At 43.4% G+C, this 25,116-nt stretch carries 17 protein-coding genes; 10 read left to right on the top strand and 7 right to left on the bottom strand.

Going from position 1 to position 25,116, the window contains the following annotated elements; translation table 11 throughout:
• Positions 1–3: 3 nt before the first annotated feature.
• Both MHI01_RS26410 and MHI01_RS26405 read right to left on the bottom strand, forming a co-directional pair.
• Positions 4–1,473, bottom strand: a complete 1,470-nt coding sequence (locus tag MHI01_RS26410; RefSeq protein WP_340984480.1) for a serine hydrolase domain-containing protein — start codon at positions 1,471–1,473, stop codon at positions 4–6.
• A gap of 30 nt (positions 1,474–1,503) precedes the next feature.
• Positions 1,504–5,955: an amino acid adenylation domain-containing protein gene (locus MHI01_RS26405; RefSeq protein WP_340984478.1), complete on the bottom strand. Its 4,452-nt coding sequence runs from the start codon at positions 5,953–5,955 to the stop codon at positions 1,504–1,506.
• A 326-nt stretch (positions 5,956–6,281) separates the two neighbouring features.
• On the opposite strand from MHI01_RS26405, the gene MHI01_RS26400 reads away from it, so the two are divergent.
• Together MHI01_RS26400 and MHI01_RS26395 are read left to right on the top strand one after the other, a co-directional pair.
• Positions 6,282–7,085 carry a helix-turn-helix transcriptional regulator gene (locus MHI01_RS26400; RefSeq protein WP_340984477.1) on the top strand — a complete coding sequence of 268 codons (804 nt, stop codon included), beginning with the start codon at positions 6,282–6,284 and terminating at the stop codon, positions 7,083–7,085.
• Positions 7,082–7,345 (top strand): acyl carrier protein, encoded by a 264-nt coding sequence (locus MHI01_RS26395; RefSeq protein ID WP_340984476.1) that lies wholly within the window; start codon positions 7,082–7,084, stop codon positions 7,343–7,345. The genes MHI01_RS26400 and MHI01_RS26395 overlap by 4 nt, the downstream gene beginning before the upstream one ends.
• A gap of 70 nt (positions 7,346–7,415) precedes the next feature.
• On the opposite strand, the gene MHI01_RS26390 is transcribed toward MHI01_RS26395, so the two are convergent.
• Positions 7,416–8,438 (bottom strand): hypothetical protein, encoded by a 1,023-nt coding sequence (locus MHI01_RS26390; protein WP_340984474.1) that lies wholly within the window; start codon positions 8,436–8,438, stop codon positions 7,416–7,418.
• Positions 8,439–8,791: 353 nt separating this feature from the next.
• Here MHI01_RS26390 and MHI01_RS26385 point away from each other — a divergent pair, with 353 nt between their 5' ends.
• The 6 genes from MHI01_RS26385 (at position 8,792) to MHI01_RS26360 (ending at position 15,404) form a co-directional block, all read left to right on the top strand.
• Positions 8,792–10,471 carry a PucR family transcriptional regulator gene (locus MHI01_RS26385; protein ID WP_340984473.1) on the top strand — a complete coding sequence of 560 codons (1,680 nt, stop codon included), beginning with the start codon at positions 8,792–8,794 and terminating at the stop codon, positions 10,469–10,471.
• 242 nt (positions 10,472–10,713) lie between these two features.
• Positions 10,714–11,490, top strand: coding sequence for an ABC transporter ATP-binding protein (locus tag MHI01_RS26380; RefSeq protein ID WP_036617567.1), 777 nt, complete (start codon positions 10,714–10,716; stop codon positions 11,488–11,490).
• On the top strand, positions 11,490–12,362 hold the full coding sequence (locus tag MHI01_RS26375; protein ID WP_340984472.1) for an ABC transporter permease: 873 nt from the start codon (positions 11,490–11,492) through the stop codon (positions 12,360–12,362). Before MHI01_RS26380 ends, MHI01_RS26375 begins: the two co-directional genes overlap by 1 nt.
• 34 nt (positions 12,363–12,396) lie before the next feature.
• Positions 12,397–13,428 carry an ABC transporter substrate-binding protein gene (locus MHI01_RS26370; protein ID WP_101314486.1) on the top strand — a complete coding sequence of 344 codons (1,032 nt, stop codon included), beginning with the start codon at positions 12,397–12,399 and terminating at the stop codon, positions 13,426–13,428.
• A 193-nt stretch (positions 13,429–13,621) separates the two neighbouring features.
• The gene (locus MHI01_RS26365; RefSeq protein ID WP_340984471.1) at positions 13,622–14,998 is read left to right on the top strand and encodes an amidase; all 1,377 of its coding nucleotides are present in this window, start codon (positions 13,622–13,624) and stop codon (positions 14,996–14,998) included.
• 19 nt (positions 14,999–15,017) lie between these two features.
• On the top strand, positions 15,018–15,404 hold the full coding sequence (locus MHI01_RS26360; RefSeq protein WP_340984470.1) for a RidA family protein: 387 nt from the start codon (positions 15,018–15,020) through the stop codon (positions 15,402–15,404).
• Positions 15,405–15,504: 100 nt separating this feature from the next.
• Here MHI01_RS26360 and MHI01_RS26355 read toward each other — a convergent pair whose 3' ends face one another.
• Positions 15,505–17,562 carry a methyl-accepting chemotaxis protein gene (locus tag MHI01_RS26355; RefSeq protein WP_340984469.1) on the bottom strand — a complete coding sequence of 686 codons (2,058 nt, stop codon included), beginning with the start codon at positions 17,560–17,562 and terminating at the stop codon, positions 15,505–15,507.
• Between the two features lie 276 nt (positions 17,563–17,838).
• Between MHI01_RS26355 and MHI01_RS26350 the strand changes: the two genes are divergently transcribed.
• Positions 17,839–18,264, top strand: coding sequence for a hypothetical protein (locus tag MHI01_RS26350; protein WP_340934921.1), 426 nt, complete (start codon positions 17,839–17,841; stop codon positions 18,262–18,264).
• Positions 18,265–18,418: 154 nt separating this feature from the next.
• On the opposite strand, the gene MHI01_RS26345 is transcribed toward MHI01_RS26350, so the two are convergent.
• Positions 18,419–19,582 carry an iron-containing alcohol dehydrogenase gene (locus MHI01_RS26345; protein WP_340984468.1) on the bottom strand — a complete coding sequence of 388 codons (1,164 nt, stop codon included), beginning with the start codon at positions 19,580–19,582 and terminating at the stop codon, positions 18,419–18,421.
• A gap of 97 nt (positions 19,583–19,679) precedes the next feature.
• On the opposite strand from MHI01_RS26345, the gene MHI01_RS26340 reads away from it, so the two are divergent.
• Positions 19,680–20,636: a phosphotransferase family protein gene (locus MHI01_RS26340; RefSeq protein ID WP_339186193.1), complete on the top strand. Its 957-nt coding sequence runs from the start codon at positions 19,680–19,682 to the stop codon at positions 20,634–20,636.
• Positions 20,637–20,813: 177 nt separating this feature from the next.
• Here MHI01_RS26340 and MHI01_RS26335 read toward each other — a convergent pair whose 3' ends face one another.
• Together MHI01_RS26335 and MHI01_RS26330 are read right to left on the bottom strand one after the other, a co-directional pair.
• Complete coding sequence (locus tag MHI01_RS26335; protein WP_340984467.1) at positions 20,814–21,692, bottom strand: amidohydrolase family protein; 879 nt, start codon at positions 21,690–21,692, stop codon at positions 20,814–20,816.
• Entirely contained in the window at positions 21,679–24,846 is a 3,168-nt protein-coding gene (locus MHI01_RS26330; protein WP_340984466.1) for a GNAT family N-acetyltransferase, read from the bottom strand. Before MHI01_RS26330 ends, MHI01_RS26335 begins: the two co-directional genes overlap by 14 nt.
• Between the last annotated feature and the right edge of the window lie 270 nt (positions 24,847–25,116).

Here is a 25,116-nt window from a genome sequence, read left to right as displayed (position 1 = left end):
AACTTAATCTTTTCTTTTTGGAAATAGAATGCTATATCCCCCGCAAAGGAAACATCCCCCTGTAGCTACGACCATGAAGATTGCACCCACAACCAAGCTTGAAGGAGCCCAAACGCTCAGGAAACTCCAGGGATACCCGTGATATAAAACAGTAGGAGATAAGTAGATAGCCACAGTGAAAATTGCATATCCAACAGATAACAACGCCAGTTTAATTCTCGCATTCAAGGATGGTTTTTGGAAAGATCTATGCTTGTCCTTATACATTCGAGAACAGAAGAATAATGATAGCGCGATCACAAGCAAGCTCAATACAAGAAGCACTCTCATCACATTATTCAATATCAGAAATAGATCTACTTCGGATGGAGTCGGCGTGTTCCCTAATAAAATTTGCTCAATTCCCATAGCTATTGAAAATACAGCCTCTGAATTCAGGTTGGCCATCACGGTTACCCCTATTTTTTTTCCTTTATTCAATAACATGTAAGATGAAAATCCCGGATTTGCTCCTGAATGTTCAAGTTGCTCACCTACAAATGAATAAATCTCCCATCCAGCGGCATATGGCGCTCCTTCTTGTATCCCCTCCAGAGTGCTATCCTTCATGTGTGATTCCAAAATGACTTCACCAAAACCAGGTACATTGACCATCCCCAATTGGATCTTCATCCACTGAAGCATATCCTCAGCATTGGACACAATGTATCCAGCTGGCGTATTCCCGCGATAGGATGGTCCGTCATAGGATGCTGCGCCGAAAAAACCTAACTTATGTCCAGAAGCCATATTTTCCTCTGACTGAACTTGTGCCTTAGGAAAAGTATTCAATAATCCCAACGGATTGAATATATTTTCTATCATGTATTCTTCGTAACTCATCCCCGAAACTTCTGCAACAACGAGACCGATAATATCGTAATTCAAGGTTGCGTATTCGAACATTTGTCCTGGCTTGTTGACAAGTTGTACAGGTACCATTTCCATCAGCATTTGCTTCAAGGCATCAGCATCATTGCTTTCAGGGATTAGAGTTATGGAATCAGTAGGAATTCCGCTTGTATGGTGTAACAATTGCCGAATGTTAATGTCTGATTCGGTGCCATCCAAAACGGCCGTGAACCAAGGCAAATGTGCTGTTACGTTATCATCCAGGCTGAGCTTGCCCTGTTTAACCATGTGGAGTAATGCAAGCCCGGTAAAAGCTTTGGAATTGGAACCAAGTTCAAAAAGCGTCCTTTCATCAACGGCTTTGTTCCCAGAACTACGAAATCCATAACCTGCACTATATTCAAACTTATCTTGAACAATAGAAGCTGCTAATCCAGGAATTTTCATTTTTCCCATTTCCATATTAATAAACATATCAATAGATTTTTCAAGATTATGTGTTGAGGATTCAGCATACCCAACATAGTTATTACTCAAAAATACAACTAGAATTAGTAAGGTAAACATACGACGGAATTTCATATATAGAACCTCTCTCTTTTTATTGGCTCATCAAGAAAATAATGCATCCAAGTCCTCCTGGTTTAATTTATGTTCTGTAAGATCTACAATAGGGTCGCTTACAACTGAACGGATGAGAGAAATCTCTGTTAGTTTATTTTGTATTTTATTCATCCATAGTTGAATGGTATTTACAGAAAAATCATCTTCTTTATAGTTGATTTGAATATACAATTGTCCACTCATGACATAAATATTGATGTCCAGCAAACAGTTTAAATCATTGTAGGGACAAACATCGGCGCTAGTATTTGTATCTGAGGGTGTAAACCACGTACCAGCAAGGCCATTGTCCATTTCACCAAGATAGTTCAGTCGGACTAATCGTCTCTCTTCCACCCCTGATACATCTTTTAAGTAATAATGTATTCCGTAACCCATTCCATTGAGAGGTATACTGTTCAGTTCATTGGAAATAGCAATAATCTGATCTGTTAAATCTCCCGATTCAACAAAGAAGTTAACGGGAAACAAACTGGTGAACCATCCGACTGTACGATTAATGTCGAGCGTATGATCGAACATTTCCCTGCCATGGCCTTCCAGCATTACAGAGATGTTGCTCTCCTTCGTTAGCTCCCATATGCTGAGAACAACAGCTGCAACAATTAAATCTTTTGATGTTGTTTGCAGATTTTTGTTCACCGTGGACATAATGAGTTTTGTTATACTTTCTTGAACTATCCTTTGTTCCTGAACACTTGGTGAGTGAGATCGTTCGGTCTGTAGCTTATCTTTTAAATCTATATAGTGAATTCGGGAAACAACTTTGCTCCAATACTCTCTATCTTTCCTGGCAGCAGGACTCTCAGCGTATTCCAATAGTTTACCAGCCCATTCTTGATAAGAGCTTCCTTTGGATATCCGAGAAATATGAGATTGTTCCCCCTCCCTAATCAATGAATCCAGATCCTCCAGTAGAATTCTCCACGATATTCCGTCTACAATCAGATGATGTGCAATGAACGATACCTTAATACCATGCGGAGTATCGTAAAACACGCAATAAAATAAGGAGGGTGAATCCATTGAAATACTCTCTTTGATCTCCTTATCGTATTTGATCATACTTTCCAGATAATCTCCCTCTTCTTCTAAGCGTATATCCATGTATTTCATTACGGATGTCAAGGGAAAAACATCTTGATATTTTAACTGCATTGTTTCTTTGGCCATCGTAATTCTCAAAGAATCATGAACATCAACCAATTGAGAAATAGCATGGCAAAATTGGTTGTAAGAAATATCTTCCTTAAGATTGATATGGACGGATTGCAAGTAATAATCCTTGTTACTTATACTACCTTTAAGAAACCATTGATTGATCGGCGAAGGAGGAATACTTCCCTTACACTGGGCTGGTTGAGTTGTTTGTTCAGTAACACGCTTCTCTGCCATCTCAGCATGCTCTCCAACAATTGGAAATAAAAGTATATCTTTGGCCTTCAATTCAATTCCTTGCGTGTTAAGCAGAGAGGAAACCTGTATGGCTTTGATGGAGTCCCCTCCGATAAAAAAGAAATTGTCATCCAGAGATATATTTTCTGTTTTTAAGATTTCTTCCAATGCGCTCAATACCTGTTTTGCGATTTCAGATGGGCCACTGCGATTCTCAACACCCTGTGATAACTTAGGCATTGGTAGTTGTGAACGATTTATCTTTCCATTTGTCGTGACAGGTAAACGTTCCATTATCTCAAAATGCGAAGGAATCATATAACTTGGCAAGAGAAGCGATAACGATCTCTTTAACTGATTAGTAGAAATGGATTCTAGCAACTCCAAATGTGCAATCAGCATATCTGAGCCATTGGGTAATGAATGTTTCGTTACTACCGCTTCTTTAACGCCTTCAAGTCCACACATGATATTTTCAATTTCTAACACTTCGATCCGATAACCATTAATTTTCACTTGATCGTCTGCCCGGCCTACATAAAATAAGTTTCCGTCTTCGACGTAATAACCTATATCCCCCGTTTTATACATCCTTTGACCGAGTACGAATGGATTAGGTAGAAACTTTTCATTTGTTAAATCACCTTGATTTAAATACCCCCTAGCAACACCAGCTCCCGAAACAAACATTTCACCTTTTGTATACAAAGGAACCGGTTGTAACTCACCATCCAGAATATAAATTTGAGTGTTTTGTATAGGTTTACCAATACTTACGGATCCGCCTCTAACCGTAGCACTATCGTATCGGTAAATCATACATCCCACTACAGTCTCTGTCGGCCCATATTCATTAAATATATTGATATCCTGGCCAAACATTTCAAGCACATTTTCGGCAAGCTGTACTTTTAAATCTTCCCCTCCAACGATTAACGTTCTGAGTGAATTTCCATATCGCCCATGTTCAATCAGCAGTCTTAGGTGAGATGGAGTAAGCTTAATTACGGTGGATTGGTTATCCGTTATGACTTTATCCAACACAAACCCACTATTAGATTCACTGTAAATAACAGCTTTGCTTCCGCAAATTAACGGTGTAAAAATCGAAGTTAAAGTTAAATCAAAAGAAAATGACGAATAGACCGGAAACACTTCAATTTCGTCCACATATGTTGAGCAAGCCCACGTCGTGTAATTAAACAATCCACCATGTTCTACCATGACTCCTTTAGGAATACCCGTTGAGCCAGAAGTATATATAATGTAAGCAAGTTGGTTTTTGGCTGGAATAACCGTTAAATTATTTGTTGTTGTTCCCTCATATGTTGTTTCTAAAGAAATATCAATCACATTGATATTATTACAATATTCATCAATTCCACCTAAATTAGTTAAGATAGCGCTAACATTACTATCTTCAAGCATATATCTTTTTCTTTTTGAAGGAAGTTTAGGATCGATGGGTAAAAATGCCGCTCCAGCCTTCAATACAGCCCATATCGCTATAATGGCTTCCAGAGAATGTTCTGAGATAATAGCTACAACCTTCTCTGATCCAATGCCATATCTTGAAAGGTTACGTGCTAATGCATTGGATTTTAGATTAAGCTCCTCATATGTCAACCTGGTCTCACCGTACTCAAGCGCAATTCGTCCTGGATGAAGTGCCGCTTGCTTGTAGAATAATTCAACAATACTATTTCCTTCTATCTGGTGATCCTCAGTATCATTCCATTGATGAATAATCTCTTTTTCAAGCTCTGGCTCCATAATTCTTAAATCTTTTACCTTTGCTCCATTATCTAAGATGATCTGCTCTATCAAATATAGATAGACAGATGAGAAGTGTTGAATCTGAGCGTCTGTATAGTCGTCCGTCTTATACTCAAAGTCGAGTCGGATATGCCCATCCTGGTACCAGTCTTTAACAAAAACTTGAAGTGAATAAATCTGATGACCGGAGAAAAAGTCCAACGTTTTAATGTCAATTCCGTCACAATGCTCAGGAAGTGCTGCATTGCTGTAATTGATACAATGTTGAAATAGTTGATCCTTACCTTGTTGCTTGAGCAAAATATCTTCAATTAAAATATCGTAAGGATATTTCTGATGAAAATAACAATCATTTAGTTCTTTGTGGGCCTGAATCATAAATGTCGAATTTTGAATTTCTGGATCAATGTTCATTTTTAAGGGCATTGTGCTGGTATACATCCCAAAGCTTGCCCTCTCCTTGCGTCCAGAACGATTAAACACAGGAGTCCCCAATATGAGTTCCTCTGTCTTATCCATTTTGGACAAGTGAAGAAACAATACACCAGTGAAAAATGCTGCATTTGTTATAGCTTGATTTTGGATATAGTTCTTAATGCTGTTTGAACGGTTAGCATCAATGATCGTTGTTAACCTACGAGCTTGCGTGTTCTCGCTACTTTTCGTTTGAGCAACCTTGGTCAAATCTTCGAAACGTTTCGTCCAAAAGGTTTTGTCCTTTAAAAATCTCGAAGAGTTCTTGTATTTTTCTTCCCTATGTAGATAATCAGTAAATAATAATTGATCTGATTTAACTTCTTTCCCAGAAAATTTGCTTTGATATATATCAACGACTGACTCTGCGATTAGCTTCACAGACCAACCATCGCCAATCAGATGATGCACTTTAAAATAACATCCGGCATTTCCAGACTGATCAATAAAAACGATAAAACAAAAGAGTGAACTTTCAATCAATTCAAAAGGTTCGTTAAAGTGATTGGTGAACCACGTTTCAGAATCTATCTGCATCTCTCTAAAATCGATGAAGGAGACTTCATGTTCTGTTTCATCAACATATTGATATACGTTATTAGAACTTCGCTTCAGACGAATACGCAAGTTAGCATTGTTATCAATCAGTTCCTTAATGCTATCTTTCAGTAAAGTCAGATCCATCGCTTGTTTGAAATAAAATGCGCCGCCCAAGTTATACAGAGAACTCTTTGAATATATATTCTCTATGATCCATACTCTTTTTTGTGGATGAGACAATGGATATAGCAACATAAACACCCCTTATTTATAAACGATTGTTAATTATAACTTGTTATTATAATCAGATAATGGTGTTATTTGTCGTAAAATTGATTATAATGGAATAATAACTCCCATTTTTCTTCTATAGGAGATATTATAAACCAACTTTTTTCAAAAAAAATGCTTTTTTTTCTTTTATGTAAAATTGGATACATAATTTAAGATATGTTATTTTAATCTATATATCACGCTATGTTTGGCAATTAATTACCATTATTATTTGAAATTATGTAGATGTAATTTGAATAATGTTGCGGATTCTTAGGTCTATTAAACTTGCAAAGGAGTACCCATGTATGAAGTTTGTTACGGTTTCTGCATATAGTGTCGAACATCTTTTGCCTAAGACCGAAATATTTTGTTCCTCTATACACCATCAAGCTTACGCAATTATTGTTCCTTCTTCGACTTTCGTATCTTACGATGGTAATGAGCTACTTATAAATAAAATGAGCATACTAATAGGTAATAATTTCAGTTTGCGGAACTTAGGTTCTTCTTATGTAGAGATTCGCAAGATCACTTTTAATCATTCGTTTACTGACCTAGAAGAATATCCTTTGGTCATCCAAGCTTCTTCTAAGACAATGAGAAGTATAAACAAATTGTCCAAATTAATATGCGGGCCGTTAATCGGACGCTACATTGCTGAAACAGAAGAGCAAATTGAAACCCTTCTTCGAGCAAATCATGACAATTTCAGTAAGCGCTCTCATGAGGCGAATACCAAAGCACAGACAGGAACAATTGATAATCGTTTGATTATGGTACATCGCTATATCCGCAAACATTATGCAGAACCACTTACGTTACAATTACTTGCTGAATTAATCTATTGCAATCCAGTTTATTTAAGCAATAGTTTCTCTAAAATATTCGATGTATCACCTATGAGGTACTTACAACAAGTCCGGATGAAACGTGCCTGTGATCTTCTCAAAACGTCCAATCTGAATATCAAAGAACTCACGACTGCCATCGGGTATATTTCAAATTCTCAGTTTTCGAGTATTTTTAAGAAGCACTTTTCTTGTACTCCAGCCGAATATCGGAGATTCATCCGTATGAACTGTAACGAAGGGGAGAGTGTAACTCATTGACCGACAATCTCAAAGATACCATTACGAAAATGATCGCTCAGTGCCTGCAGGTTACTAACATCAAAGTAATTGATGTGCAAGATAATTTAAATGACTTAGGAATATGTTCCATTAAAGTGATAAGACTGATTGTACTGTTAGAAGAACACTTTGATATCACTTTTAATGATGAAGAGTTGTTAGTCGAAAACTTTAACACGTTATCCAATATACTCAACATCATTCAGTTGAAGTTAAATGAGTTTGATTATGAACAATAAAGAAAGGTGATCTCTGCATGACAGAGTTCACCTTTCTTTGTAGTTATCGGTATACGTTTAATTCAATCTACTATAGATAGGTTAATCTCACTTCCTCAAGATCTGATAACAGTTCCTGAACTGCCGACCGTTCCTGCTTCTCCATTTTCTCGATCAATTCAACTATTTTCACTATATCATTTGTCGTTTCTGACATACTGTGCTTTATACACCAATTCCTAAGAATTAAGCACAGCTGTTTAATTTCTCTGTAAGCCTTTTCATGAATATCCAATCTAGTAATATACTTTTTCTCATCGAGATAAACCAAACTTTTCAACATCACTTCCTTATGGTCAAAGAGCAAATGGAGAGATCTAATCAGACTAAATTCGAATAAAGCAGTCTCTGTAATATGTTCTCTTAAAAAACGATAAACTCCTATTCCCCAAGCGTCCGTATCTTTGCCAGGTTCTTCAACCAACTTATAATCGTTAGAGGATTTAGTTTCATTTATATAGTCATGCAACTGTTTAATCAGATAACCCAGATCTAACTTGAATTCACTTTTTCGTTCATTGAATTGCAAAAGCTGAACACCTCTGAACCACTCTCCCTCAGAATGAGGACTTACAAATGCTTCATTAACGCTATCAAAACTTGCTGTCGAGAAGGAATATTTGGAATTAAAAAAATCAGCTACGTAAAACATTTGATTTTCTTTGTTATATCCATAGATCAACATATCATGCGGAGCATGCACTTTTCCAAAATTATCATAGGCTGCAATGTAGTATTGATCTATGCTTAAATATACATAATTTTCTTCATCAATTGCATCAATAATAAACTGTGTTATATCGTCACACCACTTTACTAGAACCTTCTTATGATAGTGGTGTAATTCAAATAATCGATAGTACTCTCTAAAAACAGGCGTATAAAATTGTATGTAAACCTCTGGAGTCTCCCAGGCTACTAGCTGGACATGATTATGACAAAACCACGGAAAAAAAACATCTTCTTGAGTGCTAAGAATAGCAGTCATGTTTGCAAACGCAGGAAGTGAAGTAATCATTGGATATTTAATCGGTAATCCTTTTTCTGTTGGCATCCTTATCTTCCTTTCTTAAATCGCTAGATTTATTACTTAATAGTTAATTTAGACCAATTTTTTCTATCATATCAGAATTCACTCTATAATGAAAAGGCTTTCATAGTGGAACAACTAAAACGCATGTGTAGCACATTAGATATCTGTCATCATCGTATTTCGAGCAGTTATACTACCAGAGAATTTTCAAACCGAAACCGTACATTTTATTTACAAAAAAATATCCTCAGCACTTTGTACAATGTGCTTAAAATCCGTTATCTTTTAGCCGCTTTATCCAAACTCTTCTTTACGTCCACCTCACTTAATGTTAGATTTTATAACATATCATTATGAAAGCGAGTGGGTTGAAGATGGATCTGCAACAGTTATTGACTATCCCCATTCTCTCCAAAGCAAAGGTTATTGCCGGGCATCGTGGCCTTGATCGCTTGGTGCAATCGATTAATATTATGGACGCACCAGATATTGTACAATTCCTGAAGTCGGGAGATATGCTGCTGACAAACGGTTATATCCTGAAAGACCGCCCTGATGCTCATCTTGGATTCATTACAGACATGCATGCAATTGGTTGTGCAGCGCTTGCTGTCAAGACACAGCGTTTCTCTCTTGAATTATCTCCGCAATTGCTTGAAACAGCCGACAGACTGGGCTTCCCGATCATCGAACTGTCTGAGATAGACAATACACTTGGTGAAATATTTCAACATTCGATCAGTGCCATCCTTCAAAACAAAACCCATGAGCTACACTACGCCTTATCTATTCACAAACAATTTTCCACGATGGTGATGCAGGGAAAAGGCATACCATCCATCGTAGATACGTTGTCTCAGTTGCTATCCTCACCTGTACTTCTACTTGGCTCGAAGAAACAGATTACGGCAAGTTCCCACTATGTACAACAGTTGGATGACCAGTCTCTCGCCGCCCCCTTACTGACATTTATAGATGAGCATCCTTCCTTCCAAACCGCAATCTCGATCTGTCTACTTACTACTGATAAATATCGACACGCCGAGCTTCATCCCATTTTCACGGATCGGCACGAGGGCTATTTAATCGCACTATATGACAGTTCCGCAAGCTCTAAGCTCTCCACTCTGGCACTGGAGCAAGCCGTCAATGTGATCGGCCTGGAGTTAACCAAGAAGCAAGCCGTCAAAGAGCGTTCCCGCCGTTACAAAAATGAATATTTCTCCGATCTCATTCAGGGTTTCATTCGTTCGGAACAAGAAGCACTGCATCGCGGCAAGAAATATGGGTTACAAGCCAAAGGAAGTTCCGTTCTGATCATCGCCAAAAAGGATGAATCCTTAGCGGGCATACCTAAGCAGAACTCTACTTCCTCCGGGGAAGAGCGATTCATCTCGGAACGAGACGCTAATTACGAGCTGATTAAACAGGAATTCGCCAGATTGGATCTCTCCTTTGTCATGTTCACTAAGAACGACCAGTTCGGCATACTCGTCTTTTTGGCCGAATCGTCTTGGGACGAACACACCGTTGTTCAGCAGCTTGAGCGGATGGCGAGCAATCTGTATACAGAGTCGCAGCTCAGCCTATCCTTCGGCATAGGTAATTCCTACACCAATGTATTGGATATTGGACTCTCCTATAAAGAAGCAGTCAAGGCGCTCCAGTCCGGCTATCAGATGCGAAAGACCCGCTTCGCTCATTCCTATCAAACCATGGATATAAGCCGTCTGCTGCGCATGATTCCCCACGATGAGATGCTGCAGTTCCATCAAGAAACCTTTAAACCCTTCAACGACCGAGATCCAAACGAGCGCAACGAACTGATGAAAACCTTGTCCTCCTTCTATGAGAATCATTGCCAGATCGTTGATACGGCGAAAGAGCTCTTCGTACATCGCAATACAGTGATCTACAGATTGGAGAAATGCGAGAAACTGACTGGCAGGAACATTAAAGACCCGATGGAGAGCCTGCGCTTTCGACTTGCCTTCGCACTTGAGTCCCTTTTGAATGTTAATCCAGCCCCTAGTGAAGCTAATCATACGTCTTAAATCGAGAACGTGTCATATTTAATGACACGTTCTTTGATTTTTCTTTTCATATTCAATTCATGTTCAATCTTCATTTGTGCATTTTAACTGATTTAATTCTATTTTTATGTTCAGAGTAACTAATGACAATGATGCAAACAGTCTATATGATTAGGAATATATTCATTAATGTCATGTTAATTAACATCAAATTACATCAAGAAACGAAAAAACATCAGGCTGTAGGAAAGGGGCTACCTATCATGGCTATACAGATACAAGGCGTATCCAAATCATTTGTCAGTGCAACCGGAGAAGATATTCAGGTCCTGGCTGAGGTTTCGATGCAAATCAAGAAACAGGAGTTCTTTAGTATCGTGGGACCGAGCGGTTGTGGCAAAAGTACGATTTTCAATATTATCGCAGGTCTGCTTAAGCCAACAAATGGCAAGGTTATCGTCTGTGGCGAAGAGATCGATCAGACCACCGGACATGTCGGTTATATGATGCAGAAGGACCTGTTACTTCCTTGGAGAAGCATCCTGGACAATGTCACGTTAGGCTTGGAAGTGAAGGGCATGTCCAAAAAGGATCGCGGCGATATTGCCATGGATTATCTGGATCGCTATGGCCTGGCCTCATTCGCAGAAGCCTATCCCTCCACACTATCAGGTGGTATGCGCCAACGTGTAGCCCTCATTCGTACCCTCGTTACCCAGCCCGATATTATATTACTGGATGAACCCTTCTCCGCACTTGATTATCAGACCAGACTCATTCTGGAAGATGAGATCTTGTCTATCCTGAAATCCGAGGGCAAGACAGGCGTCCTGATCACGCATGACATTGAGGAAGCCATCGCCATCTCCGACCGCATTGCCGTTATGAGTAAACGACCAACAACTGTGAAGCAGGTGTATGACATTGGTCTCGCCTCGCAATATGGCTCAGCACTGAAAGCCCGCTCCGACCAGAAGTTCAAACAGTATTTTGAATCGATCTGGTCAGAGCTTGATATCCAAATGGGGAGGATCAGCTAATGAAGGGCACATCACCTGAAGTTACTCTTGCTGGAAAGCCTGCTGGAGTTACGAAGAGTAAGAGTAAACGCAGACAGTCCACCTTCTCCAAAGAATGGCTGATGACGATGCTGTGGCGGTTCATTATTGTAGCGGTCATCCTGGTGATCTGGGAATCCGCTGTTCGCTTGAAACTCGTTAACGGATTCCTCATGGGATCACCAAGCGCCATTCTTGATGCCGCCATCACCATGGCTAGCTCAGGACAACTGCTTACAGACGCGTTTGCAACGGTAAATGCCACCGTTATCGGCTTTGTAGCCGGAAGCTTAATTGGCTCATTGGCAGGACTACTCATGTGGTATTCCAAGTCCGTTGCCCGTGTGCTCGATCCATTCATTGTAGCGATGAACGGTATTCCGAAGATCGCACTTGCTCCCATGATTATCATCTGGTTTGGTTCAGGCATCTTCTCCAAGATTGCTCTGGCCTCCGTAGCAACATTTATCGTAGCGCTATTATCCGCCTACCAAGCGACTCATCAAATCGACGAATCCCAGATTAATCTGATGAAATCCTTCGGTGCGAAGAAATCACAAATTTTCCGCAAAATTATCGTTCCTTCCTCTCTGCCATGGATCATCTCGGCCTTCCGGATCAATATCGGTTTGGCATTGGTGTCTGTCGTAGGTGGAGAATTCATCTCTTCTGACAAAGGACTTGGACACATGGTATTCGTCGAAGGTAACCTGTTCAACCTTCCGGCCGTATGGGTCGGCGTGTTCATGCTTATGCTGGTCGCCATGCTCCTCTACACCTGTGTCGGTTATATCGAATCCCGTCTCCTTCCATGGAATGACAACAAGACCAGCAGCAAATCCACATCTGTATAGCTGACCTACAACGATTAAAGGGGACTGATGACTAATGCGTACATTCAAAAAGATAGCTTTTCTAACAGCGATGACGGTTATTTTGACTACACTGCTCAGTGCATGCGGAAGCAATTCCACAACACCCGCGAGTGGTGCAGGTGCATCTAATAGCGGGGGGCAAGCAAATACGCAGGTAGACAAAATTATGGTGTCCGAAGTTTATCACAACCTGCTCTACCTTCCCTTGTATGTAGCGAACAACCAAGGTTTTCTAAAGGAGAATCGTATTGAGCTATCTTCCATCCGTGCTGCCGGAAGTGGTCCAACGGCATTGTCTTCGGTGATCTCAGGCGAGTCTGCGTTCTCCTTCCACGGTCCTGAACATGTCGCATTTGCTAATGCAAAGGGCGGAGATGCTCGCTCACTGGTCCTTCTATCGGGCAGCGCTCCAGTATGGGCAGTTGCGCGAGAAGGAGTAACCGTGAACTCGACAGCGGATTTCAAAGGTAAAACCATCGTGGTGGGTTTGGCACCTACAAGTTCGAACAGCTTACTGCGGAAGCTGTTCGCTGACAATAACATCGATATCGACAAGGATGTGACGATCACCGAGGTTCAGAATGGCTCCGAGCTTGGTGCTGTATTAGCTGGCAAAGCCGATATTGCTATCGTTTACGAACCTCAGCTGGATCAAGGCATTGCAGAAGGACTGCATATTGTCCATGATTTCACAAAGGATTACCCTGACTTTGCCTTTGCAACGATGAATACAACCGCAAGTTTCATTGAAAAGAATCCTGATCTCACCCAGCGCTTTGTCACCTCTATTGAACAAGCCCTGGACTACATTCAATCGAATCCTGAAGGCGCAAAAGCAGTTGCCGTGAAGGAATTCCCGAATTTGGACAAAAACGTCGTGGAGCAAGCGGTACAACGCATGATCGACAGCAAGGTATATCCTGCGGAAGGACTCATCAATGAATCAGCATTCGAGACCGCAATCGATATGCAACGCTTCATCGGCAATCTGAAGGAAGACCTCGCTTACGAGGAGATTATCGATTCAAGCTTCACCACCAAATAGAGAGAGAAAGGGTGATTACTCTGAACCAGGATGACTATCTCACACACCGCCGTACAGAAAGCGCCAAATATGCGGACGGAGTTATTACAAGCGAGGAGCTTGCCCTATTTACAACAGACTTGGAGCTGATTCGAAACTTCAAGTTGCCAGAAGAAGTAGGGCCCAATCCCCCGCATAGGAGCGTGCCTCTGCGATGATTACGAAACCACTTAACGAGCTGACGATTGCTGAAGCCGCAACACTGATTAAAAATAAGTTGATATCGCCTGTCGAGCTTACAAAATCCTATTTGAATCGCATTGAGAAAGTAGAGCCTGCTGTGCAAGCCTTCGTTACAGTCACCGCCGAACAGGCTTTGCAGGCCGCAAGAGAGTCTGAACAAAAACTGATGAATGGCGAATATCTCGGTCCTCTGCATGGTATTCCCTATGGAGCCAAAGACATTATCCATACCGCTGGCATACGCACCTCGGCTGGATCAAGTACCTTTCCAGACTTCGTACCTGGAACGAATGCAACTGTAATTAATAAGTTGCAAGCTGCAGGTGCTATCCTGCTCGGCAAGACAACAACGACGGAATACGCCTTTCAGGGAGGAGAACCGCCAACCCGCAACCCATGGAATTTAGAACATACCCCAGGCGGTTCCAGCTCCGGCTCTGCCGCTGCAGTAGCGGCTGGCATGGCTTCCTTCACACTCGGAACACAGACCTTTGGATCTCTGCTTAGACCCGCAGCTTACAACGGATTAACCTGTATGAAACCCACTTACGGCAGGGTTAGCCGTAATGGTGTCATCACAGCCAGTTGGAGCCTGGATCATATTGGCGCCTTCACTCGATCGGCACAAGATAACGCAATCGTTCTGGAAGCAATGGCCGGGCAAGATGAGCTTGACCCCTTCACGCTCCCTCATGGCAAGCCAGATTTAACAAATGCTCTTGAGCATCCTATTTCAGAAATGATGGTCGGGCTACCGAGCAGCTTCTTCCAAACCGATGAACCGGCGATCTTGTTAGCGGTAGAGTCGGCCATCGCTGTGCTTGAGAAGCTGGGCATGCAATGGAAGAAAGTTGACCTGCCTTCTTATATGGAAGAGACCATGGCTGCTCATCGTACGGTTATGCGGGCAGAAGCTGCCGCCTTCCATCAGGAACGCTTCGCGGAAGCCTCTGATCGTTACGGCCACACGATGCGGGAGCAGCTTGAACTCGGTTACCAGACGAGTGCCGTTGATTATTTGCAGGCACAACGCATCCGAACGATATTCCGGAGCGAGATGATGATGCTTTTCGATGAAGTGGATGTGTTATTGACTCCATCAACACCCTATGTGGCCCCACATGGCTATAAGACGGGGAGCCCGATTTTTAACGGACCGTTTACTAATACAGGACTACCGTCCATCACCGTACCCATCGGGTTTGATACCACCTCAGGGAAGCCATTGCCTATCGGCATGCAACTTGCCGGTCCACTCATGAGAGAAGACCGCTTGTTGTCCATTGCTCATCATTATCAGCAGGCTACGAACTGGCATCAGTTAACACCAATCATACACACTCATTAGGAAAGGAATGACAGCTACGATGTCTACCATCATACATGCAAGTGCAGCACCCAAGTTCCCGCTTCCTTTCTCCCATGCTGTCCGCGCAGGAGATTTCCTCTACGTCGCAGGTCAGGTAGGCGTTGATCCACAGACGCTTGAGCCTATCGGCGGCATTAAGGAGCAGACTGAGCAGTGCATTCGTAATATTGAGGTGATCCTGCAAGAAGCCGGACTTACACTTGATCATATTGTGAAGGTAACCACTCATCTGGCCAGAGTCGAGGATCAGCCCGAATACAACGAAGTGTATGCGCAGATGATTAAACAGCCCTATCCCGCCCGTATTACCGTATTCAGCGGGTTAGGCCCTTATTTAATTGAAATGGAAGTGCTGGCGTATGCGCCTTCCATTCGAGGAGAGTAACACATCACCAAAGAGCACCTGTAGCCATAGATGGGTACAGGTGCTCTTTTTGTTCTAGAAACCCGGTTTTCTTTTGAAAAACGGGTTTCTTTTCGTATTCCTATTTTGTTTTAAAGCGAGATGCTTCTTCGGCCAGTTGTTTGGTCAGTCCATCGATTCTCTGCACCATATCTGTCAAATGTTCCGTCATGCCGGACTGTTCCTGCATTGTTGCTGTGACTTCCTCAACAGAAGCCGACACCTCTTCACCCGAAGCGGACAAGTTCTGTGCAGCTCCAATGACGTCATCCTTATCACGTTCAATGGATTCGATCTCCGTGGCAATAGCCTGAACCTGGCTCATCATCTCATTCATATTCTCGGTGACAAAATTGAATGTCTCCTTGGTCTGGCTAACACTGCTCTTATGCTGTTCCGCAATCGCTTCAATAGCCTGAACACTTCGGTTATTCTGCTCCACGTGATCAATGGTCTGCATCACAATTCGGTTGATATCCTCCGATTGAGCTGTCGTCTGCTCTGCCAGCTTGCGAATCTCAGAAGCAACGACTGCGAAGCCACGTCCCTGATCACCAGCTCTCGCCGCCTCGATCGAAGCATTCAACGCAAGTAATTTCGTCTGATTTGCGATTTCGGCAATCGTACCTGTAATCTGGTGAATGCCCGAGGAGCTTTCGGCGAGTTGCACTGTAATTTTGGAGATGTTGCCAACTTCAATCTCGTTCTGGCCGTTCACCGCAATGAGTGCATCAATAACTTCATGATTATTTTTGAATGCATCCGTAATTTCATCTGCCTTGAACTTCACTGCCTGCGACATTCCATTCACATTGGCAATCTTGTTACCAACATTCATGAATTTGTCCACAATGGCTTCCGTATCGTTCGCCTGGGACTCCATCGCTCGTGAAATCTCAAATGCTGTTGTCGTTGTTTCGGCAATCGTGGTCGAAGTTTGCTGAGTGGACTGTTCCAGCTCGGATGTACTTGTTTTCAGGATGCCGATGGAATGGTTCATGCTGGAGATCAGCTGTTTATTGCCTGCTGCCATGGTATTGAAGCTGTCCACCAATTGTTTGAATTCTCCGCTATATTTACCTTGAGCCTGCACCGTCAGATCGCCGTCAGCAAGCTGTCTGAACAACACAGTTAGTCTGGTAATTGGTCTGGTTACCAGCAAAGAGATCAGAATACCCGCTACGACGGAAACCGCAATAGCACTAAACAGAACAATATACATCTGTTTTGCCATCGCACGCAAAGGTTTCTGCACATCACTCAGTTTATCTTCAACAACGACGGTCCAGTCTGATCTTGGTATTTTGGAGTAATACGCCACTTTCTCATCTGTGCTAATATCCCCTTGCTGTAGTTCAGCGCCAGGAGCCAGATCTATCAATGATTGGTATTCGCCGGACTCCATCTTCTGGCCTGCCAACTTCTCATCCGCTGAATCGTAGATAACCGTACCTACACGGTCCAGAATGATCACTTTTCCCTCATCATTTATATTGATATTTTGTAGCTGATTAACGAAGAACGAGGTGGATGCCGCTGATACGAGCACTCCCTGTACTTCTTGACTCTCATTGTAGATTGGCATGGCAAAAGCCGTACCTAGTTGTCCTGAGGACTTGGCTACAATCCCTTCACTAATCACGTTTTTACCCTGAATTGCTTCTTGGAAATATGCCCGATCTCCGCGTTCTGCCTTGATAACTGCCGGATCATTCGCTGCAATAATAATGCCATTTCGATCCAACAAAATCAGACTGTTGTTACCTTCCATACCTGCCAGACTGTCCGCGAGAATACCACTTGCCTTATCCAGCAGTTCATTGTTTTCCGAGAAAAAATTCTCCCCTTCCTGTCCATCCGTATTCCGAATCTCCAGCAGATCCTGGAAGGTCCGATGTGTTGTGATCAGAAAGGTGGATTGTTCTTCCAAACTTAGTGAAGCATACAGACCTGCCCCCACCCGGTCCGAGGTTGCTTTAATCTCATCTTTGCTTTTGTCGAGTGTGATGACAGCCGCTACAGTGTAGGATACTACTGCAGTTACCGCCAGTACGATACACACCAGCAGACTGATCATAAGTGGCAGTTTGACTCTGAACGACATGTTGCGCATGCGTTCTCTTGCCTTGCTAAATACCATGATTACATTCACCATCCATTTTCATTTTCATCATTATGAAGTCCAAATTCTATGTATCTACTTTATATCGGTCGATATCAAATAATCTGTAAGCTGTTTCGCCAGTTATACTAGGTCAAAGGCCACTGCAAACGATTGGAAAATGAAGACTTTGGGTTAATACAAAATATGACATCAACATCGTATAATATATGAAATACATATCGTGCAGGAAGAGGGACAACGCATTGAATCCAAAAATGCCTACTTTATTAAATGTCGAATAGGAGAAGTGATATGGCAAAAACAGCATTACCTACGCTATTAAATGTCGTGCGCATTTTATTGAGTGTAAAACTGATCTACGTGATTGTGTCCTTTATCGTGTTCCTCATTGACTTCAACCAGAACATGGAGGCCTATCTGGGTTTCTTACGCAAAGGAGATGATCTGGCTTACGCCTCTGGCGTAATCTTAGCCAGAATGTTGTTTATCATCGGTCCCAGCCTGCTTGCTGTTATATTCATCACCAAAAGAAAGTTCAAGCTCACCGTGACGTTTCTGAGTCTGGCGCTATTCGTTGCCATTCCGAATGAGAGTAACCTCTTCACCCTGATTCATCTCTTCGCCCTGCTCATCGTGCTCTTGCATCGTCCAAGCAAGATGTATCTGAAACGAAAGGATACTCCTGTCAATGAAGCCGTAGTTGAACCGAAGAATTAATTCGAAAAGGAGATCACATGATATTGAAGTCCAGATACACGGTGGAGCGCATAAGATATGATGTCATAATAAAAAAACAAGGACGTTCCTATGTATTACAGGAAGGTCCTTGTTTAATGTGACTCATTATACAAAGTGATTGTGAGATTTACAATTACAGTGCAGCTTGATAAATTTGTACTACATCTTCACGCTGCAAGTTTTTGAAGAATCCGAACGGACCAAATCGCATCGCTTTATCAGCCATTACATCAATCTGACTGTCGTCGATGTCATAGTCCGCCAGACGGCTAGGGGCACCAATCGAAGTCCAGAATGTACGCAGCGCTTCAATGCCTTCTTCAGCAACTTGTTTGTCCGACTTTCCAGTAGGATTAATATCAAATACATTAATGGCCATACGTTTGAATCGATCTACATCCACATCCAGATTATGCTTCATCCAGTGTGGGAAGAGGATTGCAAGACCTCCCCCATGAGGAATGTCATACACAGCCGATACGGCATGTTCTATATTGTGAGAAGCCCAATCTCCGGCAAGACCCATATTCAGGACATCGTTAAGCGCCATTGTTCCACAGTAGAGAATGGTTTCGCGCAGTTCATAGTTTTCCGGATCTTTGATCAGGCGAGGGGCTGTACCGATGACGGTACGAAGAATCGTCTCACAGAATCCAAGCTGAACTGGTGTATTCGTATCCAGATGGAAATAATGTTCAAACACATGAGACATCATGTCCACCATGCCGTATACAGTCTGATCCAGTGGTACGGTGTATGTGTACTCCGGATCAAGAATGGAGAACGCCGGGAAAGAATACTCGCTGAACCATGCCCATTTTTCCTGCGTGTCCTGATTGGTTATTACTGAACCGTTGTTCATCTCGGAGCCTGTCGCTGCCATCGTTAGAATTGTCCCCAGTGGAAGGCCGCCTTCTGGGGTTGCTTCGCGCACAACAACATCCCACATGTCTCCATCGTATTTGGCTCCTACTGCGATGGCTTTCCCGCAGTCAAGCACACTGCCGCCGCCAACCGCAAGAACCAGATCAATGTTATGTGTTCTGCATAGTTCTACACCCTTATGAACCGTAGACAGACGAGGGTTCGGTTCCACACCAGCCAGTTCCGTAACCTCTGCTCCGATCTCATTCAACTGGCTGATTACCTGATCGTACAGCCCGCTACGTTTGATGCTTCCACCACCATATACAAGCAAAATACGTTTTCCGTATTTTGGAACTTCGGTTTGTAGTGCTTGAAGTTGCCCTTTGCCAAAAATCAGCCGGGTCGGATTATAAAACTGAAAAGATCTCATAACGTATGTTCCTCCAAAGAAATCTGAAATTTTGTGCATCCACCATTATAGTTCTCTTTATTCGTAAAAACAAATACAGGCAAGAAGGAGACAACAGATGAGTATGGAGTCTGTCAAATTACAACAATTAATAAAACAAACCATTAATCAATATGTATCCTCGGATATTCACATTCTAAGTATCAAAAGTAACCCAATCGGTGCCGGATCTCAAGCCGTTGAATTGCTTCGACATCATATTGAATTCCTTATAAATGGTGTGAAAAGGGATATTTCTTTCGTAACAAAGAAGGCCACATTCATTGAACGCTCCGCCTTGTCCAGATTATTTTTACAGGGAGCCAATGTACCCTATCATCTTTCGAATGAACCTCATACTCAAGATCGCAGTCTGATCTGCATTCAGGATGTGGACTACCAAACCAATTATAGTCATCTGGATATAGACCTGCTTCAGAATAAAGAATTACAAGCACTGGCCTACATACATGGAACGAATATGGGGTCGAAAAAAGAACTGCCATGGATACCTATTGTGGATCGATCTCATATCATCGAAATGATGGAAAGACGCTGGAGACCGTTGTGGAACACCGCCATAGAACGTCCATCATTCATTGAGGAATTCGGATCACCGCTCATTTCGGAAATTGAAGCTGTAGCAGATCATATTGTAGATGATCTTGAAATTCTCATCGAAGATGAGCACACACATACGATGATTCATAATGATCTGAATCCTGGCAATGTATTGGTACACAACAATGAGGATGTTTATTTTATCGATTGGGAGGAAGCAAGGTATGGCTCCCTGTTCTTTGATATCCCTCTGCGCTGTACACATTTGAAACAAGTTGATATCTATCGGGAGTCCCTAAGTTCTCACGGATACGATATTTCACAACATCAATTCGAGAAGTACTTCTCTCTGGCATCCCGATATCTCGGCATCCGTTATATGAGTTGGAACCTTGGGGTTTGGGAACAATACCCACATGCAGAAAACGACTTAAAAAGGTATATAAAAATGGTGACTCAACCTTTGTTCTCCTAATCCCTCATCAGATTAGACGTACGATGAATGCCTTGTTCTCCTGGACAAAAAAGCTCCTGCCAGCAAAGTGGCAGGAGCTTACGTGACAGGGATTAAGCATGAACATCACATGATTCATGCTTTCATGACAGGCATGCTATACGTCCCCTCAGATATTAATAATTCGGTACTTAGGTTCTACCCCAGATCGACAATCCGCTGTCCAATACGCGGAAACAGCCCGAAGGCATTCTCATAGAAGACTTTATCATGATGCTGTTCCGGTACAAGTCGGCGGACAAATTCGGCATACAGATCGATTGGTGCAAGCGGCCAGTCGGTGCCAAACAGCATTTTCTCGTAATGATCCGAATAGACCAAGGCCCGGCGGAAATGATCCATGAACAAAGGCTCGTTCATGAACCGTTCAAAATGGGGCCGATCCCCCACCACAAGACCAGACAAATCCGCATACACGTTAGGATTCTTCGCCACCACTTCAGCTGCATCCATCACCCAGGGATCACCCAGATGACAGATCATGAAGTTCACACCACGCTGCTGCAAGGCTAATTCATCCACCGTCAACGGATGCGAATATTTGAGTAATCCATTCATGGAGTACGTGTCACCCGTATGAATCACGACAGGCAGGTTGTACTTGGCTGCGAGTTCATAGACCGGAGTATAGATTTTGTCATACACATAGTGATGATAGTATCCGGCATAGAGTTTGATTCCGGCTACTTCAGGGGATTGCAGTCTTGCTTCAATCCGATCAAGCTCGTCCTGAGCGTTTTTACCATCTAGCGCATTGGGATTGATCCCCACACATTCCATGAGGAATGATGGGACCTTCTCTTCCAGATCAAGTCCCATCGGGTTAGGGGAACTGGAATCCGGGAACGCTCCCTTCGTCTGCTCCGTAACCCCCATTCCGATACCCATAATGACGTCGTTTTTATCAAACTCCGCTTTAAGACCAGCGGCAGAGTAATCCACTTTAGACAGATCGATCGCTGTTCGGTGAAAGCTGTCGATGTCCGACAGATGAATGTGAATATCAATGATCGACATGTGCAGCCTCCTTTTCATCGGTAGAAGTTACAAAATTCAGTTTGAGAAGGTCATGCACATCCGCTGAACTCAGCGGGATCTGTCCCAGAACCAGATATGTTGGCTCCGTCCAGATCGTCTCCCCCTGCTGGATTGTCAGATGATGATTCACGTTCAGACCCGTCACCTGATTATTAGCAAACCCCCACGCACTCTGATTCGGGTAACGATGGACCGCATGTAGCATGTTTTCACGCGAAACCGATCCTACTCGCAAAAGGTCTTCAAGTGGCAGGCCCACATCCACCTTGCCCAGCGGGAATCGATCTTTACCCGGTTGCTCTATCCAACCTTCCGCAAATACAGATGAAGGCTGGAGGAAACGCTCCTCCGCAAGCGAGTAATCCGTCAGCGTCAGGCCGCTTTCGTTTGTCACGGCAAGTAACGTGCAGAGTACAGGAACACCCGGCAGCATCAGATAATGCTGGTGGATCGTGAGTCCCCGATTCGCTTCATGCTTCTCAATCCGGGTGGTCAGCTTTATACCCTTCCAGACGTTGCCGTATTGATCCTTCTGCTCTGTCCAGGAAGCGGCTCTTTGTTCCAACTGGCGGCTGAAACCATTCATGCCTGGAACCCCAACACCCAGTCCGCCGTACCACGGATTCCACCACGAGCGTGGAGCCGGTTCAGGGTACGAGCTATCCAGCCATTCTTCTCCTGCATATTTCAGGGAGTGTACTACACTCCCGAATTCAGGAGCAACAGCGATCGACAACACCCCATTGTCTACGCTGTACAAAGGTCCAGATGAACCTTCTTCAATCATCTGCTTCACCTCTGTTCCGCTCTGCGGGAACCAAAGGGCAGTTCGCTCCTGAATCCGATCTTCGCCCCGGTATAGCCCATGAACTTTCCAACCTCTCACGTGCTGGTGGCGGTCAGCTTCGTCTGGTGAAAATGTCAGCTTGGCGGAGTTTAGATTCTGCTCCGGATTGAATTCCTTCGCATTGGCCCTAACCTCCGGTTTACCACCCTGCTGTACATACAGCTCCAGCTTGCCCGCAAGCGGAACCAGTTTATGTTCAGTCAACGTTGCTTGCAGCACATCCGGGGCAAATGGATTCCCCTCACTCAGTGTCAGATCCAGATGACTGTCCAGCAACGGAATGATCCGATTACGCTGCTTTCGTGCAAACGCACGAAAATCCGACCATTTGGCAAACGTGTTCAAAGCATATACAGTTGCTTTTGTCCGCACAACGGCTCCTGCGGGAATACGGCCAAGCTCATGCTGAAACCCCAGCGTGTATTCCGGGCGAAGCAACTTCAGAGAAGGGTCCCAATAGATACCGCTGGCACCATACTCCTCCTTACAGAACAGCCAGTTCTCCGTGATTTGGGCGCTGTCCCAATGGCTCGGATCGCCAGCGTAAGAATCCCCCATATCCACGAAGCGCCCCTGATAAGGAAGGATTAACCTGCTACCATAGAACCCAAAGTTGTTCATTAGAAACAGGTCTTCTTCCCAAGCGGTACCTCGTGTATTTTCAACCTCATGGTGGAATTCGGCGATTCCATTCGCAGACAACTTGACCACAGACTTAATCTGCAAGCCAGGGAAATCCTCCGAGTCATACAGTGCTTCAAGAACCTGACGTTCCCCTTCGGGATAAATATTCACTTCTTTTGCTTGTTTCTTGGATAACTCTTCGGCAAACGGCTTACCCAGCTTCGGATAAGTCCACCAGAACGAATGACGGGAGCCCGGATATTCAATCCACATGACATTATCATGTTTGTTCATATGGAGCGAGAATGCGCCATTCACAGCCACCCATTGATCCTCAATCTGCCCGCCATATTTCCCTTCGATTCCCTTCATCAGTACAGAAAGTTTACTTGTAAAAGAGATCGCATGGTTCCCCACTGGGACAGCCGTCACTTCAACTTCTTGGGAATAGAGACCATACGAACGCAAGGTGAAAGGCACTGGCACAGACATCTTACCTTTGGCTGGCACCGTAAAGCGCACCGAACGCTCCGCCCATTCCAGGAATTCATCCTCAGGCAGGTCCAAGCTGAACTCCGTTTCTGCATCCACATTATTTTCCACGTTCAGAACCAACTCAGCCGAGACGCCTGGATAGAGCTCCTTCACAGGCAAAACGGTCTTGATTTTGGCCGGGAATTTCGGGGCAATACCTAACCTGAACTCCGCTTTCTTACCGCCGATCAACCATGTGCTGACAACCACGGGATGAGTCTTATTGTTATTCTGTTCCTCTGTAATTGGATCAAGGTGAAACTCACCTTCCACGATGATGGTTTCTCCCGGAGCGACTGCTTGTGCAATGTCCAGCGCAAATCGAATGTTTTTGTTATCCTCACCCTTGATCTCAACCGCCAGTTCGGACGCAGAATTGTTCTTAATGCGATAGCGAACCTTATAGCTGGAACCGAATACCAGATCATGATCATCAACTTCTGTTGAGATTTCGTAATCTGGTGTTTCGAGGGCAGTCAGCCCGCGACCCGACTTTTCAAATTCAGCCCGCAGGGAAACATCTCCCTTTTTCCACGTGTAGTCAAAGAAATCAAAACCGCGCTCCCGTCGGCCATCCGGCTCGACCACGAGTTCACGCGTGCTGTCTGCATACCAATCCAACTCCTCAAAATAAGGAGCGATTGCTTCGGTCTGCAAAATGGTAGGGATGAAATTCATCAGATGCACATTATCATCTTTTTTCTCCCAGAAGAATCCGCATTTCTTGTACATCGGTACAGCCTTTGTGTTGCCTGCCCATGTGAACAGATCCAGGCGAGGCCATCCGGCCTCCACGGTCTTGCGCACAGCATTCAAGATCAGATTACGTCCAACTTTATAACCGTGATAGTCGGGGCGTACGTTAAGCAGCGGTACATATAGCGCTCTCTCGTCATAGCGGTAATGAGCAAAACTACAGAAGCCAACAACCTCTTTCTCATGAACAGCTAGAAATGCATAAAGATTGGACGAACTCTCCATCTCCCGGCGAACGGTTTCCTCTGTTCTAAGGTTGGTGCCGCCACCCCAGCTTTCATTACTACGGTTCCACATATCCGCGAGTGCGGCAGCGTAAGAGGGGTCGTATTCAATAATATGGATTTGATCAATAATCGAAGTTACGGTCATGTTCTGATCTCCTTCTCTTTATGTACAGGATGGTGAAGAAGCTAGTGATAGTCTTATCATACTATAATTGGAAGCATTTTCAGAGCATTATATCATTGCTTCGGTATCCACTTCCGTATGAAGTGTCAATGAATCCATGCAACCCTTATGTACGGGTAAACATATTGCCGCAGTGTGCCCTGAAATGGACATCCATGTGAACTTTGACAAGCTCTATTCGCTATTGTTACTCTTTGTACAGGAGTGTTTCTTTTATATATAAAAAAGATA

Origin of the sequence: Paenibacillus sp. FSL M7-0656 (assembly GCF_038003225.1) — a bacterium.
GTDB classification, from domain to species: Bacteria; Bacillota; Bacilli; order Paenibacillales; family Paenibacillaceae; genus Paenibacillus; species Paenibacillus amylolyticus.
This window is presented reverse-complemented; position numbering and strand designations above follow the sequence as displayed.